The organism is Zoogloea sp. (assembly GCF_028689785.1).
In the GTDB taxonomy this organism is placed as follows: Bacteria; Pseudomonadota; Gammaproteobacteria; order Burkholderiales; family Rhodocyclaceae; genus Zoogloea.
The window spans coordinates 1-21,688 of record NZ_JAQVCN010000016.1; the positions used below are offsets into that span (position 1 = coordinate 1).

18 protein-coding genes are annotated in these 21,688 nt (G+C 57.6%); 2 read left to right on the top strand and 16 right to left on the bottom strand.

What is annotated here, in order from left to right:
• Positions 1–8 precede the first annotated feature (8 nt).
• Together glmS and glmM are read left to right on the top strand one after the other, a co-directional pair.
• On the top strand, positions 9–1,838 hold the full coding sequence (glmS, locus tag PHI64_RS09310) for a glutamine--fructose-6-phosphate transaminase (isomerizing) (protein ID WP_299882041.1): 1,830 nt from the start codon (positions 9–11) through the stop codon (positions 1,836–1,838).
• 256 nt (positions 1,839–2,094) lie between these two features.
• Complete coding sequence (gene glmM / locus PHI64_RS09315; RefSeq protein WP_299881930.1) at positions 2,095–3,450, top strand: phosphoglucosamine mutase; 1,356 nt, start codon at positions 2,095–2,097, stop codon at positions 3,448–3,450.
• A gap of 178 nt (positions 3,451–3,628) precedes the next feature.
• Here the strand turns inward: glmM and PHI64_RS09320 are convergent, their stop codons facing one another.
• The 16 genes from PHI64_RS09320 to PHI64_RS09390 form a co-directional block, all read right to left on the bottom strand.
• Positions 3,629–4,732, bottom strand: coding sequence for an NDP-sugar synthase (locus PHI64_RS09320; protein WP_299881932.1), 1,104 nt, complete (start codon positions 4,730–4,732; stop codon positions 3,629–3,631).
• Between the two features lie 128 nt (positions 4,733–4,860).
• Positions 4,861–6,141 carry a nucleotide sugar dehydrogenase gene (locus PHI64_RS09325; protein ID WP_299881934.1) on the bottom strand — a complete coding sequence of 427 codons (1,281 nt, stop codon included), beginning with the start codon at positions 6,139–6,141 and terminating at the stop codon, positions 4,861–4,863.
• A gap of 27 nt (positions 6,142–6,168) precedes the next feature.
• On the bottom strand, positions 6,169–6,714 hold the full coding sequence (rfbC, locus tag PHI64_RS09330) for a dTDP-4-dehydrorhamnose 3,5-epimerase (protein ID WP_299881936.1): 546 nt from the start codon (positions 6,712–6,714) through the stop codon (positions 6,169–6,171).
• Positions 6,714–7,598, bottom strand: a complete 885-nt coding sequence (gene rfbA / locus PHI64_RS09335; protein ID WP_299881938.1) for a glucose-1-phosphate thymidylyltransferase RfbA — start codon at positions 7,596–7,598, stop codon at positions 6,714–6,716. The genes rfbC and rfbA overlap by 1 nt, the downstream gene beginning before the upstream one ends.
• Positions 7,599–7,651: 53 nt before the next feature.
• Entirely contained in the window at positions 7,652–8,545 is an 894-nt protein-coding gene (gene rfbD, locus PHI64_RS09340) for a dTDP-4-dehydrorhamnose reductase (RefSeq protein WP_299881940.1), read from the bottom strand.
• A 3-nt stretch (positions 8,546–8,548) separates the two neighbouring features.
• On the bottom strand, positions 8,549–9,607 hold the full coding sequence (gene rfbB / locus PHI64_RS09345) for a dTDP-glucose 4,6-dehydratase (RefSeq protein WP_299881942.1): 1,059 nt from the start codon (positions 9,605–9,607) through the stop codon (positions 8,549–8,551).
• Positions 9,608–9,646: 39 nt separating this feature from the next.
• Positions 9,647–10,777, bottom strand: a complete 1,131-nt coding sequence (locus PHI64_RS09350; RefSeq protein WP_299881944.1) for a glycosyltransferase family 4 protein — start codon at positions 10,775–10,777, stop codon at positions 9,647–9,649.
• Positions 10,774–11,850, bottom strand: a complete 1,077-nt coding sequence (locus PHI64_RS09355) for an EpsG family protein (protein ID WP_366945166.1) — start codon at positions 11,848–11,850, stop codon at positions 10,774–10,776. The genes PHI64_RS09350 and PHI64_RS09355 overlap by 4 nt, the downstream gene beginning before the upstream one ends.
• Position 11,851: 1 nt before the next feature.
• Entirely contained in the window at positions 11,852–13,789 is a 1,938-nt protein-coding gene (gene asnB / locus PHI64_RS09360) for an asparagine synthase (glutamine-hydrolyzing) (RefSeq protein WP_299881946.1), read from the bottom strand.
• A gap of 24 nt (positions 13,790–13,813) precedes the next feature.
• Positions 13,814–14,890, bottom strand: coding sequence for a glycosyltransferase family 4 protein (locus PHI64_RS09365; protein WP_299881948.1), 1,077 nt, complete (start codon positions 14,888–14,890; stop codon positions 13,814–13,816).
• Positions 14,887–16,086, bottom strand: a complete 1,200-nt coding sequence (locus PHI64_RS09370) for a glycosyltransferase (protein WP_299881950.1) — start codon at positions 16,084–16,086, stop codon at positions 14,887–14,889. The genes PHI64_RS09365 and PHI64_RS09370 overlap by 4 nt, the downstream gene beginning before the upstream one ends.
• On the bottom strand, positions 16,083–17,174 hold the full coding sequence (locus PHI64_RS09375; protein ID WP_299881952.1) for a glycosyltransferase: 1,092 nt from the start codon (positions 17,172–17,174) through the stop codon (positions 16,083–16,085). The genes PHI64_RS09370 and PHI64_RS09375 overlap by 4 nt, the downstream gene beginning before the upstream one ends.
• Positions 17,175–17,219: 45 nt before the next feature.
• On the bottom strand, positions 17,220–18,293 hold the full coding sequence (locus PHI64_RS09380) for a glycosyltransferase family 4 protein (RefSeq protein WP_299881954.1): 1,074 nt from the start codon (positions 18,291–18,293) through the stop codon (positions 17,220–17,222).
• Positions 18,290–19,183 (bottom strand): glycosyltransferase family A protein, encoded by an 894-nt coding sequence (locus PHI64_RS09385; RefSeq protein WP_299881956.1) that lies wholly within the window; start codon positions 19,181–19,183, stop codon positions 18,290–18,292. The genes PHI64_RS09380 and PHI64_RS09385 overlap by 4 nt, the downstream gene beginning before the upstream one ends.
• Before the next feature lie 2 nt (positions 19,184–19,185).
• Positions 19,186–19,494, bottom strand: a complete 309-nt coding sequence (locus PHI64_RS23585; RefSeq protein WP_366945167.1) for a hypothetical protein — start codon at positions 19,492–19,494, stop codon at positions 19,186–19,188.
• A 290-nt stretch (positions 19,495–19,784) separates the two neighbouring features.
• On the bottom strand, positions 19,785–21,539 hold the full coding sequence (locus PHI64_RS09390; protein ID WP_299881958.1) for an ABC transporter ATP-binding protein: 1,755 nt from the start codon (positions 21,537–21,539) through the stop codon (positions 19,785–19,787).
• Positions 21,540–21,688 lie beyond the last annotated feature (149 nt).

Sequence of the window (21,688 nt, forward strand, 5' to 3'; positions counted from 1 at the left end):
CCCCCACCATGTGTGGCATCGTTACCGCTATTGCCCGTCGCAACATCGTCCCCGTACTGCTCGAAGGCCTGCGCAAGCTGGAATACCGGGGCTATGACTCCGCCGGGCTGGCCGTGCTCAAGGACGGTCAGCTCCAGCGCCTGCGTGCCGTCGGCCGCGTCGCCGAGCTCACCGCCCAGGCCGACGCCACCCAGCTTGCCGCCGAGATCGGCATCGCCCACACCCGCTGGGCCACCCACGGCGTGCCCTGCGAGCGCAACGCCCACCCCCACATCTCCGACGGCCTCGCCGTGGTGCATAACGGCATCATCGAAAACTTCGAGGCCCTGCGCAGCGCCCTGCAGGCCAAGGGCTACGCCTTCACCTCCGACACCGACACCGAAGCCATCGCCCACCTGCTCCACGACACCCTCAAGACCACCCCCGACCTCTTCGAGGCCGTGCGCGTCACCATCGGTCAGCTGATCGGCGCCTACGCCATCGGCGTCGTGAGCGAAGCCGAACCCCACCGCGCCATCGTCGCCCGCAAGGGCTCGCCCCTGCTCCTGGGCATCGGCGAAGACGGCCACTACGCCGCTTCCGACACCGCCGCCCTGCTGCAGGTCACCCGCAAGGTGGTGTACCTGGAAGACGGCGACGTGGCCGAGCTGACCCTCGAAGGCTTCCGCGTCACCCTCTCCGACGGCACCCCCGTCGAGCGCCCGGTCAACATCTCCAGCCTGTCGGCTGACGCCGTCGAGCTGGGCAAGTACCGCCACTACATGCAGAAAGAGATCTTCGAGCAGCCCCAGGCCCTGGGCAACACCCTCGAAATGATCGCCGGCGGTGGCGGCATCTCCCCGCAGCTCTTCGGCTCCGACGCCGTAGGCATCTTCGGCGCCACCCGCCGCGTCCTCATCCTCGCCTGCGGCACCAGCTACCACGCCGGCCTCGTCGCCCGCTACTGGATCGAATCCGTCGCCAAGCTCCAGTGCACCGTCGAGATCGCCAGCGAATACCGCTACCGCGAATCCGTGCCCGACCCCGACACCCTGGTCGTCGTCATCTCCCAGTCCGGCGAAACCGCCGACACCCTGGCCGCCCTCAAGTTTGCCAAGGGCCTGGGCATGACCAAGACCCTGGCCATCTGCAACGTGCCCGAGTCCGCCATCGTCCGCGAAACCGCCCTGCGCTTCGTCACCCGCGCCGGCCCCGAGATCGGTGTCGCCTCCACCAAGGCCTTCACCACCCAGCTCGCCGCCCTGGCCCTGCTTACCCTGGCCCTGGCCAAGGTCAACGGCCACCTCAGCGAAACCGCCGAAGCCGAACACCTCACCCAGCTGCGCCACCTCCCCGTGGCCGTCGCCAAGGTCGTCGAGCTCGAACCCGAGATCGAACGCTGGGCCCAGCGTTTCGCCGACAAGCAACACGCCCTCTTCCTGGGCCGCGGCGAGCACTACCCCATCGCCCTCGAAGGCGCCCTCAAGCTCAAGGAAATCTCCTACATCCACGCCGAGGCCTACCCCGCCGGCGAGCTCAAGCACGGCCCCCTGGCCCTGGTGGACAAGGACATGCCCGTCATCTCCGTGGCCCCCAACGACAGCCTGCTCGAGAAGCTCAAGAGCAACCTGCAGGAAGTGAAAGCCCGCGGCGGCGAGCTCTATGTGTTTGCCGACGCCGGCAGCGAGATCCCCGAGAGCGAAGGCGTGCACATCCTGCACCTGCCCGAACACTACGGCATGCTCTCCCCCATCCTCCACGTCATCCCCCTGCAACTGCTCAGCTACCACGCCGCGCTGGTGAAGGGCACGGATGTGGACAAGCCGCGGAATTTGGCGAAGAGCGTGACGGTGGAGTGAACTTGCCTGTTTATATAAGAGTTTGTATGGTCGTAAATGACTAACGCTGTCGAGTTCCGGGGGGGCGCTCCCTTGCTTGGCCACGAAACGTTTCCACGACTTATTGGAGGAATTGGTTCGGTCTCGATGCGCTTGTGAACAGGGTGACCGCTGCCGGACTTCACATCGAGAAGCGGGTGCTCCAAACGGTCTGACGCTCTTGAGGCCCGCTGTTCTGCAACCGATTCAAGCTCGTTTTATTTTCTAAGAGGTAAGAATGTCCCGACGGTATTTTGGTACGGATGGCGTAAGAGGGTGCGTTGGTCAGGCGCCCATCAAGCCCGACTTCTGCATGCAGCTGGGTTACGCCGCGGGCAAGACGCTGGTGGCCCATGAGCATCTGCGCCCAGGTGAGCACCCGGCGGTGATCATTGGCAAGGACACGCGGATTTCCGGCTACATGCTGGAGTCCGTGCTGGAGGCCGGGTTTTCGGCGGCGGGGGTGGATGTGTATCTGGCCGGCCCGCTGCCCACGCCCGCCATTGCCTACCTGACCCGCGCCCTGCGCCTGCAGGTGGGCGTGGTGATTTCGGCCTCCCATAACCCGTTTGAAGACAACGGCATCAAGTTCTTCTCGGCGGCGGGCACCAAGCTCCCCGACGCGGTGGAGCTGGAGATCGAGTCCCGCCTCGACGAGCCCATGGGCTGCGAATCGTCCGCCAAACTCGGCAAGGCGCGGCGGATCGACGACGCCCGGGGGCGCTACGTGGAGTTCTGCAAGAGCACCTTCCCCAACGAGCTCGATCTGCGGAGCCTGAAGATTGCGCTCGACTGCGCCCACGGCGCCGCCTACATGGTGGCCCCCAAGGTCTTCCACGAGCTGGGGGCCGAACTCGTCGTGGTGGGCGCCGAACCCAACGGCATGAACATCAACGACAAGGTCGGGGCCACGTCACCCCAGAGCATCCGCGACGCCGTGCTGAAGAGCAGCGCCGACCTGGGCATTGCCCTCGACGGCGACGGAGACCGCATCGTTATGGTCGATGCCGACGGCGAGGTGTACGACGGCGACAAGATCCTCTACGTGATCGCCAAGGCCGCGCAACTCAGCGGACGCCCCGTACCGGGCGTAGTCGGAACGCTGATGAGCAATCTCGGCTTCGAGCATGCCCTGGCACGCCTCGGCATCCCCTTTGCACGGGCCAAGGTGGGCGACCGCTATGTGCTGGAAGTGCTGCACGAAAAGGGCTGGACACTGGGTGGCGAAAACTCCGGCCACATCATCTGCCTGGATCATCACACCACCGGGGACGGCATCATCGCCGGCCTGCAGGTGCTGGCGGCACTACAGAGCCACGGCCTGACCCTGAAGGAGATCTGCGCGGATCTGGTTTTCTACCCGCAGAAACTGGTCAATGTGCGGATCAAGCCCGGCTTCAACTGGGCCGCCAACGAAGCCATCAAGGCAGCCGTGGCCGCAGCAGAAGCCGAACTGGCCGACACCGGCCGCATCCTGCTCCGCCCCTCCGGCACCGAGCCTCTGCTGCGGGTGATGGTGGAAGGGCGCGATGGCGACCAGGTCTCCCGGCTTGCACACACCCTGGCGGAGATAGTCAAAGCCGCTGCGGCGTGAGCCAGCCCCACACCACGCCAAGCAGCGGCCACCACCCCTACGACCGCTGCCGCGCGTTGTAGGGGTGCGTTGTAGGGGCGACTTCAGTCGCCCGCGCACTTCGATCAACGGCCTACCTGTGATTGGCGCTCGGAGGGCGACTGAAGTCGCCCCTACGGGCTGACGACGGGCCGGTGCTTTACGCCCGGGCATCTCCCCAGCGCAGGGTGCAGGTGTCATCCCCCACATACACTGCGTCGCCGCTCCTATCCACGCAATACTGGGGCGACAGGATCTTCTCGGAAAAGCGCATCCCCTCGCCTATCCGTGTGTATTCAAACAGGATGCTCTTCTCTACCCGCGAGCCGGCGCGGAGGTGGCTGCCGTGGCCGATCCAGGTGGGGCCGATCACGGATGAACCAGGCTCGATGCGTACGTTTGAGCCGATATACACCGGCCCTACAATCTGCACGCTGTCCCAGGCCACCGAGGTATTGAGCCCCACCCACACCCCCGGCCGCACCTCGGTGCCCGGCATGTGCATCTGGGCCACCTCACCGCGCAGCACCCGCTGCAGCACGTCCCAATAGTCGGTCAGCCGGCCGATGTCGATCCAGTTGAACTCGTGCCGCTGGGCATAAAACGGCACGCCCAACTCGACCAACCTGGGAAACAACTGCCCACCAATATCAAACTCCACCCCCTCGGGAATGTAGTCGAGGATCTCGGGCTCGAAAATGTAGATCCCCGTACTCGCCAGCCGCGACTTCGCCTCCTCGGGCGCAGGCTTTTCCTGGAAGGACTGGATGCGTCCCTCCACATCGGCCACCACCACCCCGTAGTTCTTCACCTGCTCCAGGGGCACTTCCACGGTGACCACCGTGGCCAGAGCACCTTTGGCCTTGTGCTCGGCAATGGCTGCGGAAATGTCCAGATCGACAATGGCATCCCCGCACAGCACCAGCGTCGTCTCGTCGAAGAAACCACCAAAATCCTGGATCCGGCGCATCCCGCCCGCCGAGCCGAGGGGCTTGGGCACGATGTCGCCGTGGTCCCGCTTGCCCTCGTAGGAATAGCCCATCTCCACGCCCCAGCGCCGGCCGTCGCCGAAGAAATCCTCGATCTTGTAATGGTTGAACGCCACATTCACCATGATCTGCCGCACCTCATGCCGGGCCAGATGCTCGATCAGATACTCCATCAGCGGCTTGCCGAGAATGGGCACCATGGGCTTGGGCACGTTCTTAGTAAGCGGGCGCACCCGGGTTCCCTGGCCTGCGGCCAGGATCATTCCTTTTGCCATCACAAGATCCTTAAACGCCATGGGCGAGCAAGCCCTGGCACAAATTGAAACGGGCACGCGTTGCTACACCAGCGCTCCCGCGCATTACACAAAAGCGTGGGCCCTGCCACCGCCCACAGGTCAGCCCATCAAAGCCGCCACACTTTCGCGCCAGCCGCTTCAAGGGCCACCGGGTCGTAAAAGCTCTTCACATCGGTGAACACGCCTTTGGGCACCAGCTTCTCGCACAGCCGCGCCACACCCAGCTCCGCGTACACGGAATGGGCCACTGCAGCCACAATGGCAGCCGCACGGGGCAGATCGTCCCAGGCCGTCAGGCTCACACCGTACTCGTGTTCAGCCTCGGCGGACTCAGCCACCGGATCGTGCACCAGCACGTTGCAGCCGAAGCTCTGCAGCTCGCGGATCACGTCAATGACCTTGCTGTTGCGCAGGTCGGGACAGTTTTCCTTGAAGGTCAGGCCCAGCACGATGACGTTGGCGCCCTTGATGTTGTGCCCGGCGCTGATCATCTCCTTGACGGTCTGCTCGGCCACGTACTTGCCCATGCTGTCGTTGATGCGACGGCCGGCCAGGATGACCTGCGGGTGGTAGCCCAGCATGTCGGCCTTGTGGGTCAGATAGTAGGGATCGACGCCGATGCAGTGACCGCCCACCAGACCCGGACGGAAGGGCAGGAAGTTCCACTTGGTGCCGGCGGCCTTCAGGACTTCGATGGTGTCGATGCCGATCTTGTGGAAGATCACCGACAGCTCGTTCATCAGGGCGATGTTGAGGTCGCGCTGGGTGTTTTCGATCACCTTGGCGGCCTCGGCCACCTTGATGGAACTGGCCGGATACACGCCGGCGGTGATCACCGCACCGTACACTTCCTCGACCTTCTTGAGGGTCTCGGGCGTGTCGCCGGAGACCACCTTCATGATCTTGGTGACGGTGCGTTCCTTGTCGCCCGGGTTGATCCGCTCGGGGGAGTAGCCGACGTTGAAGTCCTGCTTCCACTTGAGGCCGGAGAACTTCTCGAGGATGGGGATGCACACTTCCTCGGTGGCGCCCGGATAGACGGTGGATTCGTACACCACGATGGCACCCTTCTTGAGGTGCTTGCCGACGCTCTCGGAGGACTTCACCAAGGGAGTGAAATCCGGCTGGTGGGCGTCGTCCACCGGGGTGGGCACGGCCACGATGATGAAGTCGGCTTCGCCGATGATCTTCGGGTCGGTGCTGCAGGTGAGCTGGGTGGCGGCCTTCAGGTCTTCGGTGCTCACCTCGCCGGTCGGGTCGATGAAGCGGCCGTAGGACTCCACCTTCTCCACGGACAGGTCAAAACCGACGGTCTTCATCTTCTTGCCGAATTCGACGGCGAGGGGCAGGCCGACGTAGCCGAGGCCGATTATTGCGATTGTGGTCATTTTTTTCCGAAAGAAATTAAAGAATATTCAGGCGAACGTTTCGCACTCGGCCAGCGCCTTGCCGGCCACATCCTTGGCTGACAATTGCGGCTCGCCGGTCAGCGGCCACACCACACCCACCGTCGGGTCGTTCCAGGCCAGGCTGCGCTCGAACTGCGGGGCGTAGTAATCGGTGGTCTTGTAAAGGAAGTCGGCCCACTCGCTGGTCACCAGGAAGCCGTGGGCGAAGCCCGGCGGAATCCACAACTGACGGCTGTTCTCCTCGCTGAGCTCGACCCCCTCCCACTTACCGAAGGTCGGCGAGGCCTTGCGCAGGTCGACGGCCACGTCGAGCACCGAGCCACGCACGACGCGCACCAGCTTTCCCTGGGCTTGCTCGATCTGGTAGTGCAGACCGCGCAGCACACCTTTGCCGGAGCGGGAATGGTTGTCCTGCACGAAGTTCACCTCGAGCCCGGTGGCCTCCTGGAAAGCCCTGGCGTTGAAGCTTTCCATGAAGAAGCCGCGACTATCCCCAAAGACCTTGGGCTCAAGGATCAGCAGGCCGGGGATGGCGGTCTGGACGACGTTCATCAGAAGACCTTTTCGTCGAGGATGCGCAGCAGGTACTGGCCGTAGCCGTTCTTGGCCAGCGGGGCGGCGAGCTTTTGCAGGTGTTCGGCATCGATCCAGCCGGCGCGCCAGGCAATTTCTTCGGGGCAGGCGATCTTGAGGCCCTGGCGCTTTTCGATGGTCTGAATGAACAGGCTGGCTTCGAGCAGGCTTTCGTGAGTGCCGGTGTCGAGCCAGGCGTGGCCGCGGCCCATTACCTGCACATCCAGCGCATCCCATTCGAGGTACTGACGGTTCACGTCGGTGATTTCCAGTTCGCCGCGCACGCCGGGCTTCAGGTTCTTGGCCACGTCGACGACACGGTTGTCGTAGAAGTAGAGGCCAGTGACGGCGTAGCGGCTCTTCGGCACGGCAGGCTTCTCTTCGAGGCTTATGGCGCGACCATCCTTGTCGAACTCGACGACGCCGTAACGCTCGGGATCGTGCACCGGGTAGGCGAAGACGGTGGCGCCCCCGGTTTGCTGGCTGGAGGTGCGCAGGCTGGTGCCGAAGTCATGGCCGTAGAAAAGGTTGTCGCCGAGGATCAGCGCGCTGGGGCCGTTATTGACGAAGTCCTCGCCAATGATGAAGGCTTGGGCGAGGCCGTCCGGGCTGGGCTGGACGGCATATTGCAGGTTGAGGCCCCACTGGCTGCCGTCCCCCAGCAATTGCTGGAAGCGCGGGGTGTCCTGCGGGGTGGAGATGATCAGGATGTCGCGGATCCCCGCCAGCATCAGGGTGCTGAGGGGGTAGTAGATCATCGGCTTGTCGTACACCGGGATGAGCTGCTTGGAGACGGCCAGCGTGGCCGGATGCAGCCGGGTGCCGGAGCCGCCGGCGAGGATGATGCCTTTGCGTTGGGTCATGGTGTTGTCCGTTTCAGATCGTGTCGTGGTGTGGTGGGCGGCTAAAGCCGCCCCTACAGGATTTCCTCGAGCATGCGGTCAATGCCCTGCTGCCAGGGCGGCGGGATGAGGCCGAAAGCGCGCTGCAGCTTGCCGGTATCGAGCCGGGAGTTGAGCGGGCGGGCGGCCGGGGTCGGGAAGGCACTGGTCGGCACGGGCCGAATGGCGTCCGCGGCAACCTGGACGGGCACACCCCGGGCACGGGCAAATTCGATGACATGGCGGGCATAACCGTGCCAGGTGGTTTCGCCGGCGGCGGCCAGGTGATAGGTGCCTGCCAGCGCCGGATTCGCGAGGGCCATGCGGGCGGCGTGAGCGCTGACGTCGGCAAGCAGCTCGGCCCCAGTGGGCGCGCCGTGCTGGTCGTCGATGATGGTCAGCTTGTCACGCTCGGCGGCGAGCTTGAGCATGGTCTTGGCGAAGTTGCCGCCGCGGGCCGCATACACCCAGCTAGTGCGGAAGATCAGGTGGCAGCAGCCGCTGGCGCGGATTCGTTCTTCGCCTTCGCACTTGGTGCGGCCATAGACGGACAGTGGCCCGGTGGTGGCGTCCTCGGTCCACGGGGTGCTGCCGCTGCCGTCGAAGACGTAGTCGGTGGAGTAATGGACCAGCAGCGCGCCGAGGGCGGCGACTTCGCGAGCCAGCACGCCGGGGGCCAGTGCGTTGAGGGCGCGGGCCAGCCCGGGTTCGCTCTCGGCCTTGTCCACTGCAGTGTGGGCAGCAGCATTGACGATGAGCCCGGGGGCGACGGCACGCACGGTGGCGGCAAGGCTTTCGGGATCGGCGAAGTCGCCCGACAGGCCGGGGGCGCCGTCGTGGTCGAGGGCGATGAGCTCACCGAGGGGCGCCAGACTGCGCTGCAACTCCCAGCCGACCTGGCCGTTCTTGCCGAGGAGGAGAATCTTCATGTTTCAGCGGCCCGCGTAGTTGGTGTCGACCCACTCGCGGTAAGCGCCGCTGAGGATGTGACCGACCCACGCCTGGTTGACCAGATACCACGCAACGGTCTTGCGGATGCCGGTCTCGAAGGTTTCGGCCGGGCGCCAGCCAAGCTCGCGCTCGATCTTGCGGGCGTCGATGGCGTAGCGGCGGTCGTGGCCGGGGCGGTCGGTGACGTAGGTGATCAGGCGGCTGTAGCTGCCAGCCGGGTCCGGCTTGAGCTCGTCGAGCAGCGCACACAGGGTGTGCACGATCTCGATGTTCGGCTTTTCGTTCCAGCCACCCACGTTGTACACCTCGCCGGGGGTGCCCTTGGCGAGCACCGCGCGGATGGCGCTGCAGTGGTCGGTCACGTACAGCCAGTCGCGGATTTGCTGGCCGTCGCCATAGACGGGCAGCGGTTTGCCGGCCAACGCATTGGCGATCATCAGCGGGATGAGCTTCTCGGGGAAATGATACGGGCCGTAGTTGTTGGAGCAGTTGCTGGTGGTCACCGGCAGGCCGTAGGTGTGGTGCCAGGCGCGCACCAGGTGGTCGGAGGCAGCCTTGCTGGCCGAATACGGGCTGTTGGGCTCGTAGGTCTTGGTCTCTGAAAAGGCCGGGGCATTGGGACCGAGGGAGCCGTACACCTCGTCGGTGCTCACGTGATGGAAGCGGAACGCGGCCTTGCCGGCTTCTTCAAGGCTCATCCAGTGGCCACGGGCGGCTTCGAGCAGGGTGAAGGTGCCATTCACGTTGGTACGCACGAAGTCGCCAGGGCCGTGGATGGAGCGATCGACGTGGCTTTCGGCGGCAAAGTGGACGATGGCACGGGGCTGGTGCTCGGCGAACAGGCGGTCGACCAGCTCACGGTCGCAGATGTCGCCCTGCACGAAGATGTGCCGCGGGTCGCCCTTCAGGGAGGCGAGGTTCTCGAGGTTGCCCGCGTAGGTCAGGGCGTCCAGGTTCACTACCGGTTCGTCGCTCACCGAGAGCCAGTCCAGTACGAAGTTTGCGCCGATGAAGCCGGCGCCGCCGGTTACGAGAATCATGGATTATTACCAATACAAGAAAATAGAAGAGATTTCGGATCAAGAACCAACAACAAACTCCCGATATACCGAAATCGTCCGTTCAATCACAATCTGCTCATCAAACTCATTTAGAGCCTTCTCACGTGCTGCAGCTCCCAACCTTGAACAGAGCAATGGGTCATCATGCAATCGGGCAATTGCACGAGCCAAAGCTTCACCGTTCTTCACAGGAACCAGCAGGCCATCTACCCCGTCTGTAACCACCTCACGGCAGCCAGGCACATCCGTCGTCACCAGCGGCAAACCAGAGGCCGCCGCTTCGATCAGGCCTTTGGGCAAACCCTCGCGGTAACTGGGCAACACAACTGCATCAACGGTTTCAAACAGCGCGGCCATGTCATCCACGTGGCCCAGCCACTGCAACAAGCCCTCGTCCACCCAAGCCCGCACAGAGCCTTCAGGCACAGCGGCCGGGTTTCCAGGGTCAGGATCGCCGGCAAGCAAAAACTCGATGTCGCGCCCGTCCAAACGGAGCTTTCGCGCAGCATCGACGTATTCGGCCAGCCCTTTGTCCCACAGCAAGCGGGCAGCAAGCAGCACGCGAAACCGCCCCCCCCGGGTTCTCCCAGCCTTGGGCACAAAACGGCGGCAATCCACCCCGGAACCAGGAATGAGCCGCACGAGACTGGCATCCACCAGGCCCGCCCGTTCGAACAAAGCCACATCGTCCGGGTTCTGCAAAATGAGCCGCGCGCCCTGCCCGTCGAGGGCCAGTCGCATCAGGCTACGCACAATGGGCCGGAGCAAGCGCGCCTTCAGGTCTTCACTGGTAAAAACGTAGCCCATTCCAGCTACAGCATTAACCCGTGCCGGAATTCCGGCAAGCCGCGCTGCCAGTGAGCCATAGACAGCGCACTTGATCGTAAAACCATGAACAAGATCCACCTGCTCCTGTGCAAACAAGCGCTTCAGCCAAAGCACCAGTGCAAGCTCCCGCAGCGGGTTCAGGCTACGCCGCTCCATTGGCGCCGGAATCCAGCGAAAGCCCAGTTGCCTGAGCTTCTCCCCGTAGGGGCCTGGAGGCGAAACAAGCAGGACTTCATAACCGGCGTCGCGTAAAGCCAGCGCCAAGGATCGGCGAAAGTTGTAGAGATACCACTCGGTATTAGCGAACAGGACAACCTTCACAGAAGCTCCAGCGGATAAAAGCGATAGGGCAGCCAGTATTGGGAGTGATTGGCAAAATTCAGCCACACAAACAAAACGGTGGCGTAATACAGCAATACACCAAATACAAATTCCTGATTTCGGCTACGCGGCTTACCAAATACTTCCGACAAATGAGAGGACACCACCATCTGCAGCGGGAGCATATACAGCGCAATCCGATCTACGGCAGTAGAGGACGGCGATATAAACAAAATCACAAGCAAGACCATCGAAATGATGGAACACCAGCGCCATAAGGAGGCCTCGCCAGCACCAAAGCGGAAACGCTTCCACCACAGCAGCAAAATCCCGGCCGGCACCGCATTCATCAACAGTCGAATCAATGCGCCTTCTGACTGGTACCCTGCGTCAATGTAACCTGAGTACAGGGTGTCGATGGAATCCTGCAACAAGAGGCCGTATGCAGCCACGGAAACCATGCCGACCCATGCCACGGTCAACAACCTGTTCCGCGAAGCCGCAAGTGCCGCAATAGGCAGCAAAAGCACTGCTGTCTTATGAAAGGTTGCACCTAGCACAACCCACACGACAAACCTCAAGGTCGAGCGGTGCATCAACGCCACAAGTCCAAGCATCGCCAAGCCCAACGCAACGCCCTGGCGGCTGTACCCCATGGCCACACCGATCACCAAGTAAGGTACAGATACGGCCATCGCCAACCATGGACGCGGTAGAGCCCGGCAAAACCTCACAAGCCCTCCCGCAAAAATTCCGCCGCATATCAGATTGACGCCAAAAATCCCCCCCCCCAATTCAAGACTCAACCAGTTAACAAAATGATAACCAGGGTCGGACATCGCCAATACCTCGGGCACCGAGAGACCCTTTACGTCATCAAGGAAATGAAAGTAGTTGAACCAGTCTCCACCGACCTCAACACGATAGCCGATCATCAAGCTGTATAGAAACCCAACGCACCACCACGTCGGATCGGCTCTGCTCCTGCCTGCAGGATGGGCCAAGACAAAACGTGCCCTCCCGCTAACGGCAGCAAGTGCAGGTACAAGAAACATCAACCAGTACGGCCACATATCAGGAGCTACTCTCCAACCATGCCTGAAACATCAGCACACACCACAAACGGGGCGTCCAGTCGTGACGGCCACTCAGATGCTGGGACCACGCCAGACGAATCGGCGCGGGATTCAGGTATCCCTCGCGGGACAGACGTTCCTCGTCCAGCAAGGCTTCTGCCCACTCACGCAGAGGGCCACGCAGCCACTCTCCAACCGGAATTCCGAAACCGGCTTTGGGACGCTCGATCAGTTCCTGCGGAACATATTTATAAAGCACCTGACGCAATGCCCACTTGCCCTGCCCATTGCGAATCTTCAAATTCAGGGGCAAACGCCAAGCGAATTCAACAACCCGGTGATCGAGGAAAGGCACACGAGTTTCAAGGGAAATGCCCATGGCAGCCCGATCAACCTTTGTCAAAATGTCATCGGGCAGGTACGTCAAGGTATCCCAGAGCATCATCCGATGCTCTGAATCATTAATCCCGGCAACCAGTGTTGCGTCATCGAGTCGGGTCGGCAAGGGTCCTGCTCCGATGACGAGCTTGGACGTCGACGGCCATTCAGTAACAAGGCTTCGATACAGATCATCCAGGCCCCGCACTGTCTTGAGGCCATGTGCAAGCTTATGGACCTTGTCACCCATCCGGACCACCCCCCGCGCTCCTGACAACAAGCCTCCAATCCTGTCCCAGGAGTCCGGAGAAAAGCCTGCCATCGCCGACCCGAGCTTTTGCCGCAGCGGAAGAGGAATCCAGCCCATCCGACTCCAAATCCGCCGGCCCCAGAAATAGCGGTTATAACCACCAAACAACTCGTCTCCAGCGTCCCCCGAAAGTGCCACTGTCAGCTTGGTACGCGCGGCCCGACACACGATATGGGTAGGAATCTGGGAACTGTCCGCAAAGGGCTCATCGTAAAGAGATGACAGAGTAGGAATCACAGCAAGCGCATCAGAAGCACGCACCCGCAACTCATTATGTTCAGTCCCCAAGTGCCCTGCAACCGCCATGGCATAGGGTGACTCGTCAAAGCCAGCCTCATCGAAACCAATTGTGAAAGTCTGCACCGGCCTCGAAGACTGGGACTGCATCAGCGCGACAATAGCGGATGAGTCCACCCCGCCGGAAAGAAATGCCCCCAATGGCACATCCGCCACCGATTGCGCCGCTATAGCCTGCTTGAGCACCGACTCCAGCGCCTCCAATGCCGTATGCTCATCATCTATCGGAGCAGCCATACCCTTCCGCACCACATCGACAAAAGACCAATAGGGCTCAATCGCCGGATTGCGGGCGACCATACACTCGGCCTGCAGGCTCAGAATGCAACCAGGTTCCAGCTTGAACACATCCTTGTAAATTGAATACGGCGCAGGTACCGCGCAGAACTGAAAATAGAGTGCGAGCACATCCCGATCGATAGGATTGTCAAAGCCCGGATAAGCGCGCAGCGCCTTCAACTCCGAACCAAACACGAAGGCGCCCTGAACCCAGCCGTAATAAAGCGGCTTCTCGCCGATACGGTCGCGGGCAAGCTGCAACGTACGCGTTTGGTGGTCCCATACTGCCATCGCAAACATGCCAACAGCCCGCTTCAGGGTTGCCGCCAGCCCCCAGGCAGCGATGCCTGCAAGCAACGTTTCAGTATCTGAATGCCCCCGCCAGGAGGGTGCGTCGCCTGCCGACTCAAGTTCGGTGCGCAAGTCCAGATGGTTATAGACCTCGCCATTGAATGCGATCACGAAACGTCCGCAAGCAGAATGCATCGGCTGATGCCCGGCGGGGGATAAATCCAGAATCGACAACCGCCGATGTCCTAAACCGATCTCGCCAGCTGCATTCAACCACACGCCACCGTCATCTGGCCCACGCAAAAACAGGGTATCGGTCATGCGTCGAATGGATTGCTCCACAAGGCCATCCAAGCTCAACGCACCTGTGATTCCACACATATATTTATTTAATCCTTTTGACTGTCAGGCGCAGGCTCTGGCCACGGCCTTCAGCAATCCGGCAAGCCGCGGGCCGGTTACCTGGATGCAATACTGCTTTTCAACCTTCTGCCGGCCGGCCTGCCCCATTTGTGTTCGCAGGGCTGGATCGGCAAGCAGTACGCGCATAGCATGTTCCCATTGCTCGGGTGTTTCAGCGAGGAATCCGTTCACACCATGCTCAACGATTTGACAGTTAACGCCCACTGGTGAGGCCACAACGGGCAGGCCGCAGGCCATATACTGGATCAGCTTGTAGCCGCACTTACCCCTCTCGAACGGTTCGTCCACCAGCGGCATGATCCCAATATCAAAGCTGGCGATTGACGCCACCTCTGTCTGCTCACTCCAGGCAATCGACTCCATCGGCAGGCCCAGCGCGCGAGTGTCGATACCGATAGCGGCAAAGTACCCCAGGCCCTCCTGCAAGAGACGTTCAAACAGCGGCTTGTAAGGCTCGAGAAACGAAGCTGTCGCACGCTGGCCGATCCAGCCCACACAAGGTCGGCTCTCGCGGGCAAGGATGTTCTCAGGGGGCGGGGACGGGTAACGTTCCAGATCGATTACCGTCGGCACGATCTCGACATGTTTGGCCCCGGAGTCCCGTGCAAAATCTGCGAGATATTGATTGCCTGCCACTACCGCCGCCGCGCCGCGCATCAATGCGGGATGTTTGCCCCCAAGAATGCGCCGGACCAAGGGGCTGCGATGCCAGTCGTAATAGTGAAAAACAGCATCATCATAATCCAGCGCATACGGAATATGACGGGACGCCATCATCTGCTCCAGCCAAGCGGGCAGCCACGGCAAGGTTTCCTTCTCGATCCATACCAGATCAAAGGAGCCGCTAGCCACCAAGGCCTGCACGCGCCGGAAATAGGCCGCCACTACCTCAACGATACTGCGCTTCTGGAGTTGAAGCCCCTGCACATAGGCATCGGAAAAAAGCGGCAATACCGTCACGTCAATGCCCGCCGCTTCCAGCCAGGGTAAATACTGGAGAAAGCGGACGCGACTGCTCGCTCCCAATCTGCCATAACGGGGCAGTACAAGAAGCTTCATTCCACCGCCGCCAGTTGTCGGTAAACATTTCCATACCGGACAACCCCCTCATCCAGCGAAAAATGCCGTCGTGCCGTGGATACGCAACGCGCACTCACATCAGGATCAGCTACCAGCTCAAGCAGTCGCTCAAGGCCATTGACCAACGAAGCCTGGTCGAATGCCTCCAGCGCCACGCCAACACGCTCACCCTCCAACACCTCAGCCATATCGCCTACTCCCGCATTACCAAGGCAAGGAATTCCGCATCCAAGAAACTCGGCGAGCTTGGTCGGGGCAGAGGCCTGTTTGGAAAAAACAGGCTTGATGAAGAAAATCCCCGCATCCATCCGCGCCATCTGAAGCGGCACCTCCGAGTGCGTTGCCGTAGTCAACTCGACGGACCCATTCGGTACCCCGACTGCAGCAAGACGATCACGGATATAGGCGTGTTCGCCACGATTTACGATTAAAAACCGTGCCTCGGGTCTACTACGCAGCAATTGAGCAAAGCAGGCCACAACCTCATCAAACAGATACCATGTTCCCGCCGAACCAACATAACCGAGCACGAAGCCGCCGCTCCCGCGTTGAGTCGAGGTGGGCTTGAATCGGCCCAGATCCGCACAAGTGGGAATAACCGTCATTGGCGGCATTCGTGTCGCCAGATAGGGAAAGCGTTTCATTTCATGAACAGCGGCGTGGGTCAGCGACACCACATGATCGGCAGCAAGCAAGAAACGCTTCTCGAATCCCTTTGCCACACGAAACATCCGCCCTTCCCGCGGCCACAAGCCACCATCGACCCGTTCATCCGCCCAAAAACCGCGCATGTCGAACACAAAGGCCGCACCGGTCATGCGCTTGATCGCAAGTGCCATTACGGACGCAACATAGCTCCGAGCGTGCACGATCCGCAGGCGATGACGAAGCACCAGCGACAATCCCGAGGCAATGCCGACAGCGATATCCCAGGAAGTGGCGAGCGCCGACGGCCGTTTGTGGTAACGCAGAGGATGCCAAATAATCCCGGCGTCGGCGATATCTCGGGCAACACGCTCCCGCGCAACGGAATCCGACCAATCCTCGAGCTTCTCAAAACTAATGAGATGAATACTCCGTCCTGCAGCCAAATGCTTCAAATAGGCAAGCACCTGCGACTGCCCCAGGGGTTCGAGCATGCCATCGTAGGAAATATAGAGGACGTCTGATTTCATGAGATGCTCTTGGTTGAGCGTGGGAAAAGCAGTTCCTCATACTGATCCACGGCCTTGTCGATCGAAAAATCCTGCGCACGCGTCTTGAGGGCAGCAGTGTCATGGGAACTGGTCAAAGATAAATACATCGCCTCGGCCAGAGCCGTCGCGTCACCCACCGGCACCAGACGACCGAATTGCCCATCACACAGAATTTCGCGCGGCCCGGATGGGCAATTAGTACTGACCACCGGCGTCCCTGCAGCCAAGGCCTCAATGATTACTGTCGGCAGGCCTTCTCCGGTCGACGACAAAACATGCAGGTCGGCCTGGCGGTAATAGGGCACGGGATCTGCTACAAAACCCGGCATGAACACGCTGGACTCAATACCTAATTCCCGGGCCTGCTTCTCCAATGTCGAACGGCACTCGCCCTCACCAAGAATCAACAGCCGAGTATCAATTCGACCACACAATTGCGCAAACGCGGCCAATAGGGTCTTGTAGTCCTTGATCGCCTTGAGCGTCCCTACAGCCAACAACTTGTGATGAGTTCCATCCCACCAGTCTTTCGGCGAATACATTGCACCGGACAATGGCGCCGACTCACCCACTACTGGGTTGTAGATAACACTGATGGAAGCGCGATCCAAACGTGCGAACGCCGACAAATCATCTGCAGCCCCCTGCGACACTGTGACTATGCCGTGAGCCCTCGGGAAGAAACGATGCATGCTCGTGCGAATCTGCCAGCCAAGCGACCGCTGAGAAAGGAGCTCTGAACGTGACCACGTCGTATGCTCCGCCACAACCACTCGAGTGGGCACACGTGCCAACCAACGGGCCCAGAGTGCAATCACCGTCAATGGCCACATGCAAGCCAGCATCGCTTCCGGCCTCACCTGACGCAAATAACGAATAAGCGGGAAAAGGAGCTGGCGGATACGCTTAACTTTCAGATCCACTACGCGAACTTCAGGTAAAAGATCTGCTAGAAACTCTCCATGTTCTGACAGCAAAACAACCTCTACCGCGTAGCCACGCTTTGCGAAAAAATTCGCCAAATTGACGACAACACGCTCTGCTCCACCACCGCGAAGATCGGGCATGAGAATCGCCAAATTAATCACGAGAAATCCCTTCTAAGATCCGAGTCACAATATCTCACGCCAATGCATTGCAACCTTTTCGACTTCATAATTTCTGGAAAACTCTATCGCGGATCTTGAGTACTTGTAACGCAACTTTTCTGATCCCAGCAGCCCATCTAGACCCAAACAAAACGCATCGATGTCACGATGTGGAATCAAAACACCGTGAAGCCCATTCTCAAGTAAATCTGCAGGCCCCGCTGGGCAATCAAAACTGATACATGCACAGCCCTTTGACATGGCTTCAAGCAGGACCATCGAGAACCCCTCATGGCGGGAGGTTAGACAGAACACCTCACTTTCAGCCATCTCCTGATCCAGAATCGAACTAAAGCCCGGCAATTCAACCTTTTTCTCTAGGCCTTTCTCCTGAACAAGCTTTATCAAGTGCATTCTGCCCTTATCCCCAGGGCCAACAATTCGGAGTTTCCAATCCGGATGGTTGCTTGACAGCCGGGAAAAAACATCAATTAGCGTATCAAACCCTTTGATATACCAACGATCAAGACTTCCTGCGGCTAAAATAATTTTTCTTCGAGCAGAATTTCCTCCCGTCACAGGGAAGCTCGCAGGATTCGGAATCAGCCGGACCTGATTGAGATAAGTTGCATAATGTCTTCTATCAAATTCGGTCAAGACTGTTAGAGCACTCGCAAACGGATATACCCAGCGTCTTTCGACCCAAGTCCAAAATCCTCGCTCAGCAAGATGATTCGTATGCTCCGCAGCCACGACACGAATACCGAGGATTCTGCAAATTATAATCAACCGCCAATTCATCCCTCGGAGAAATACAACCACTGTATCTGGCCGATTCCTCAGAACGGCCCTAACCAGCCTCGGCCAATAAACGATACGCCGCCAAATCTTGTTCCACAAAGACGACCGCAGCTCATCCTTTGAATAGAGCGCCTGCAATAAAACTCGGGAATCGAAGTCATAGCCACTGCCGTGAATGTGCGTCAAAACTGATACTTGAAAATCCTTCTCGTTAGAAAAATAATTCCCAAGCACGCTCAACACTCGTGCTGCGCCGCCCGATGAAAGAATAGAAACAACAAAAAGAACTCTCTTCACCTAAACGATCGCCCTAAAGTCAAATTAATCCTCAATCGCAAAGGCAGGTATTTTCTCAGGGAATTAACTATTGCAATCGCATCTAATCGCGCATGCCCTGTAGACTGGACAGCCAACTCATACGCCTTAAAGGCTATAAACCTTCGTAAATTAACCAGAACATCGCCCCCCTGAGGAGCCTCACTCTGCAAGACAAGTAGTTTTTCCAAGAAAGCCAGTCTTTTTCCATGCAGACCGCTCTGATCAATCGACCTACCTTCAGCATCTCGACGATAAACAGCGGAAGGTCGAGCACTATATAAAGCGTGGCCCAAAAAACAGACCCTGATCCACGCATGAATATCAGCACCGATCTTGAGACTCTCATCAAAAGCGCCGACGGCTTGCATAGCCCGTTTTTTTACGCAAACTGAACTAGAGGAAATCGCGAATTGACTTTCCGCCAAGCACCCTAAATAGTTCAGAACTCCATTATTCGCTAGATTCCTACCAATTCCATCTTGATAATATTGCCGCAAAGAGCCATCTTGCTCTTTTACAGAAAACGCAGTGGCGTACAAAACAGCATTGGGACTTCTTGAAACCAAAGAGTGAATTTCCTCAAGAAACCATGGCGCCCACTCATCATCCGCATCCAAAAAACAAATTAATTCATTTTTTGCGGCATCTATTCCGGCATTTCTTGCTGACCCCTCACCACCATTTGATTTTTTAACAAGGCGAATTCGAGAGTCTGAATACTGTTCTACTATATGAACAGAATCATCCGTTGAACCATCATCGACAACTACCAGTTCGAAATCAGAATGCGTTTGACAGAGAACACTATCAATCGTCCGACCAACGTATGCCGCCTTATTGAACAGGGGAATAACAACCGAAAAACTCACTCCTATCTCTCCCTCTCTAACGGGCTCACCCAGTGATTTCCAACACACCCAGGTTGCCTATTTGGACCTACCGCTCTTGCAGGAAAACCTACAACTGTGGAGTTTTCCATCACATCACCTTCAACGACGGCACCGGCGCCTACTATGCAATTAGTACCAATAGTTACATCTTCGACAATACACACGCCAGGCCCGATGTAAACGTTGTCATCAATCGACGCAGCTTTGCCATGATTGCTGCCCACCGTTAAAAACTGAGAAAAATTGCAATTATTCCCTATTTGTGCAGCAGGGCTAATAATTAGTGGCATTCCATGCCCAAGATGCAACCCATAGCCAACTTAACCTCTAGAGGAATATGAACCCCATAGGCATTGCTTTTCCAACGGTGCATCCACTTCCCAATCATTTTAGGACCAGGAACATTTGACTTCGCTGCGCAAAACCAAAATGAATAATTAAATTCTCTATTCAAGAAGTACGCACCAACAAAGGTTTTAAACCGAATACTTCCGTAATATCTATAAAGGTCACTTGAAAAAAATCAACCAACCCCGAAACTCTAAAACTGTCTTCTCCCAAAGCGTACATTTATCCACCATTACTGCTTCACACTTAAAAATGAAATATCTCTTCTCTGACACATACCATCAGCAACCTCATATATTGAATCACAAGGAGCCAGTGTCGAAAGTCGGTGAGCAATGACAACAACCGTTAATTTATCGTCCAGTTTAAATATGGCATCCATTACAAGACTCTCTGTCTTGGAATCCAGGGCGCTCGTAGCCTCATCCAAAACGAGCAGATCAGGTTTTCGGTAAAGAGCTCGCGCAATCCCAAGTCGTTGTCGTTGCCCTCCAGATAGTTTGACTCCACGCTCTCCGACCATCGTACTGAACCCCTCTGGCATTTGCTCTATCGCATCAAGGACCTGAGCCTTTTCTGCAGCCCAGCGGACTCTATCCATATTAATTTTTAATCGGGGGACTCCAAAAGCTATATTTTCCGCCAAAGAGGCATCCGAAAGAAATATCTGCTGAGGAACATGTGCAATTCTCTTCCGCCATTCAAGCCTGCCCCCTGCATCCAGCTTTACTCCGTCGATCATAAGTCCCCCTGACGTAGGGGCAAGCAAGCCCATCAGGATATCGATAAGCGTGCTCTTACCACTCCCTGTCTTCCCAACAAAACCAACACGCTCGCCTCTCTTAATATGGAGATCAATACTATCCAAAACAGCTCGACTAGCCCCTGGGTATCGGAATGCGGTTTTGTCAAAATCGATTGAGTGTTCAAAGCACAAATTATTACTGTGCCCATCTATCTGAAAATACTCAGAAGGGATTGTTCTATCCAAAAATGAAGCTACGTTTTCAAGTGAGCGGTAATTACTTCGCACACTTGTCCAACCGTAAAATATTTGCTGCAACTGCGGAAACAAGCGCATCGCCCCCAACCCCATCGCAGATAACATTGGAATGGCATTGTTAACGTTTCCCTCTGATGAGCTTGAAAAGACAGCTACGAGAGCAATAAGAATCAAAATTACGGATTCAATCATGAACCTAGGAGCCGCACTTAGAAAAGCACTAGAGATCTGAGCCTTCCTCAATTCAACATCCACCACTGAAAAACTTCCCACGAAAATTTTCTGGGCGTTCTCCAGGAGAACGTCCCGAATCCCTCCGAGCCCCTCTTGGATGGCTTTGATCCTTGATGTTTGAACCTCGGCAATAACCACACTATTTTGATGAAGGCGCACACGCGTCAGCAAAATAACAAATAAATAAGAAAATGCAATAGCACTGCCTGCCACAACCGCCACAAAATGATCAATCGCGATCAAAGAACCCACAATTGCAATTGAAATAACCAATGAAACTGCGCAATTAAGAACGGGCAATAAGACGTTAAAAATTGAGCTATTACACTTATCAATGCACGCTAGAAACTCACTACTATTGCTATTAACGTGATACACATATGGTTGATAAAGATGGTTCTCATAAGCTTTAACACTTATTTCGTGCCCAACACCAAAAGCAAACCGCAATACCAAATAACTCAACCCCGCCCTAAACCCCCCAGAAATAACGACAATTGCACAGAACAATACTGCCCATGCAAGAGTTGAGCGAGGAAGAAAGTCTAAAAATCCGAATTGCTCAAGAAATCCTCCGTCATGAACGACACTAGAATCAATTGAAGATCCGGAGTTCACAACAAGAGACATAAATGGAACAATGGAACCTAATGTGAGCATTTCCAGCACAGCTCCAATAACCATCAAAAAAAACAACACCACCAACTGTTTTTTTCGCCGATTCGGAATGTTTTTCCAGAAATCTATCATTATCTTTACCAAAAAAACCGTACCATTACATTACACAATAAAGAAAGGCAGAACCCGCAGTCGCGTTTAAAGCTCAAGTACTTGACATGCACTCACAATGACAGCAAAAAACTCCTCAGAGCGTTTTCCCCGTTAATCTCACATATGCG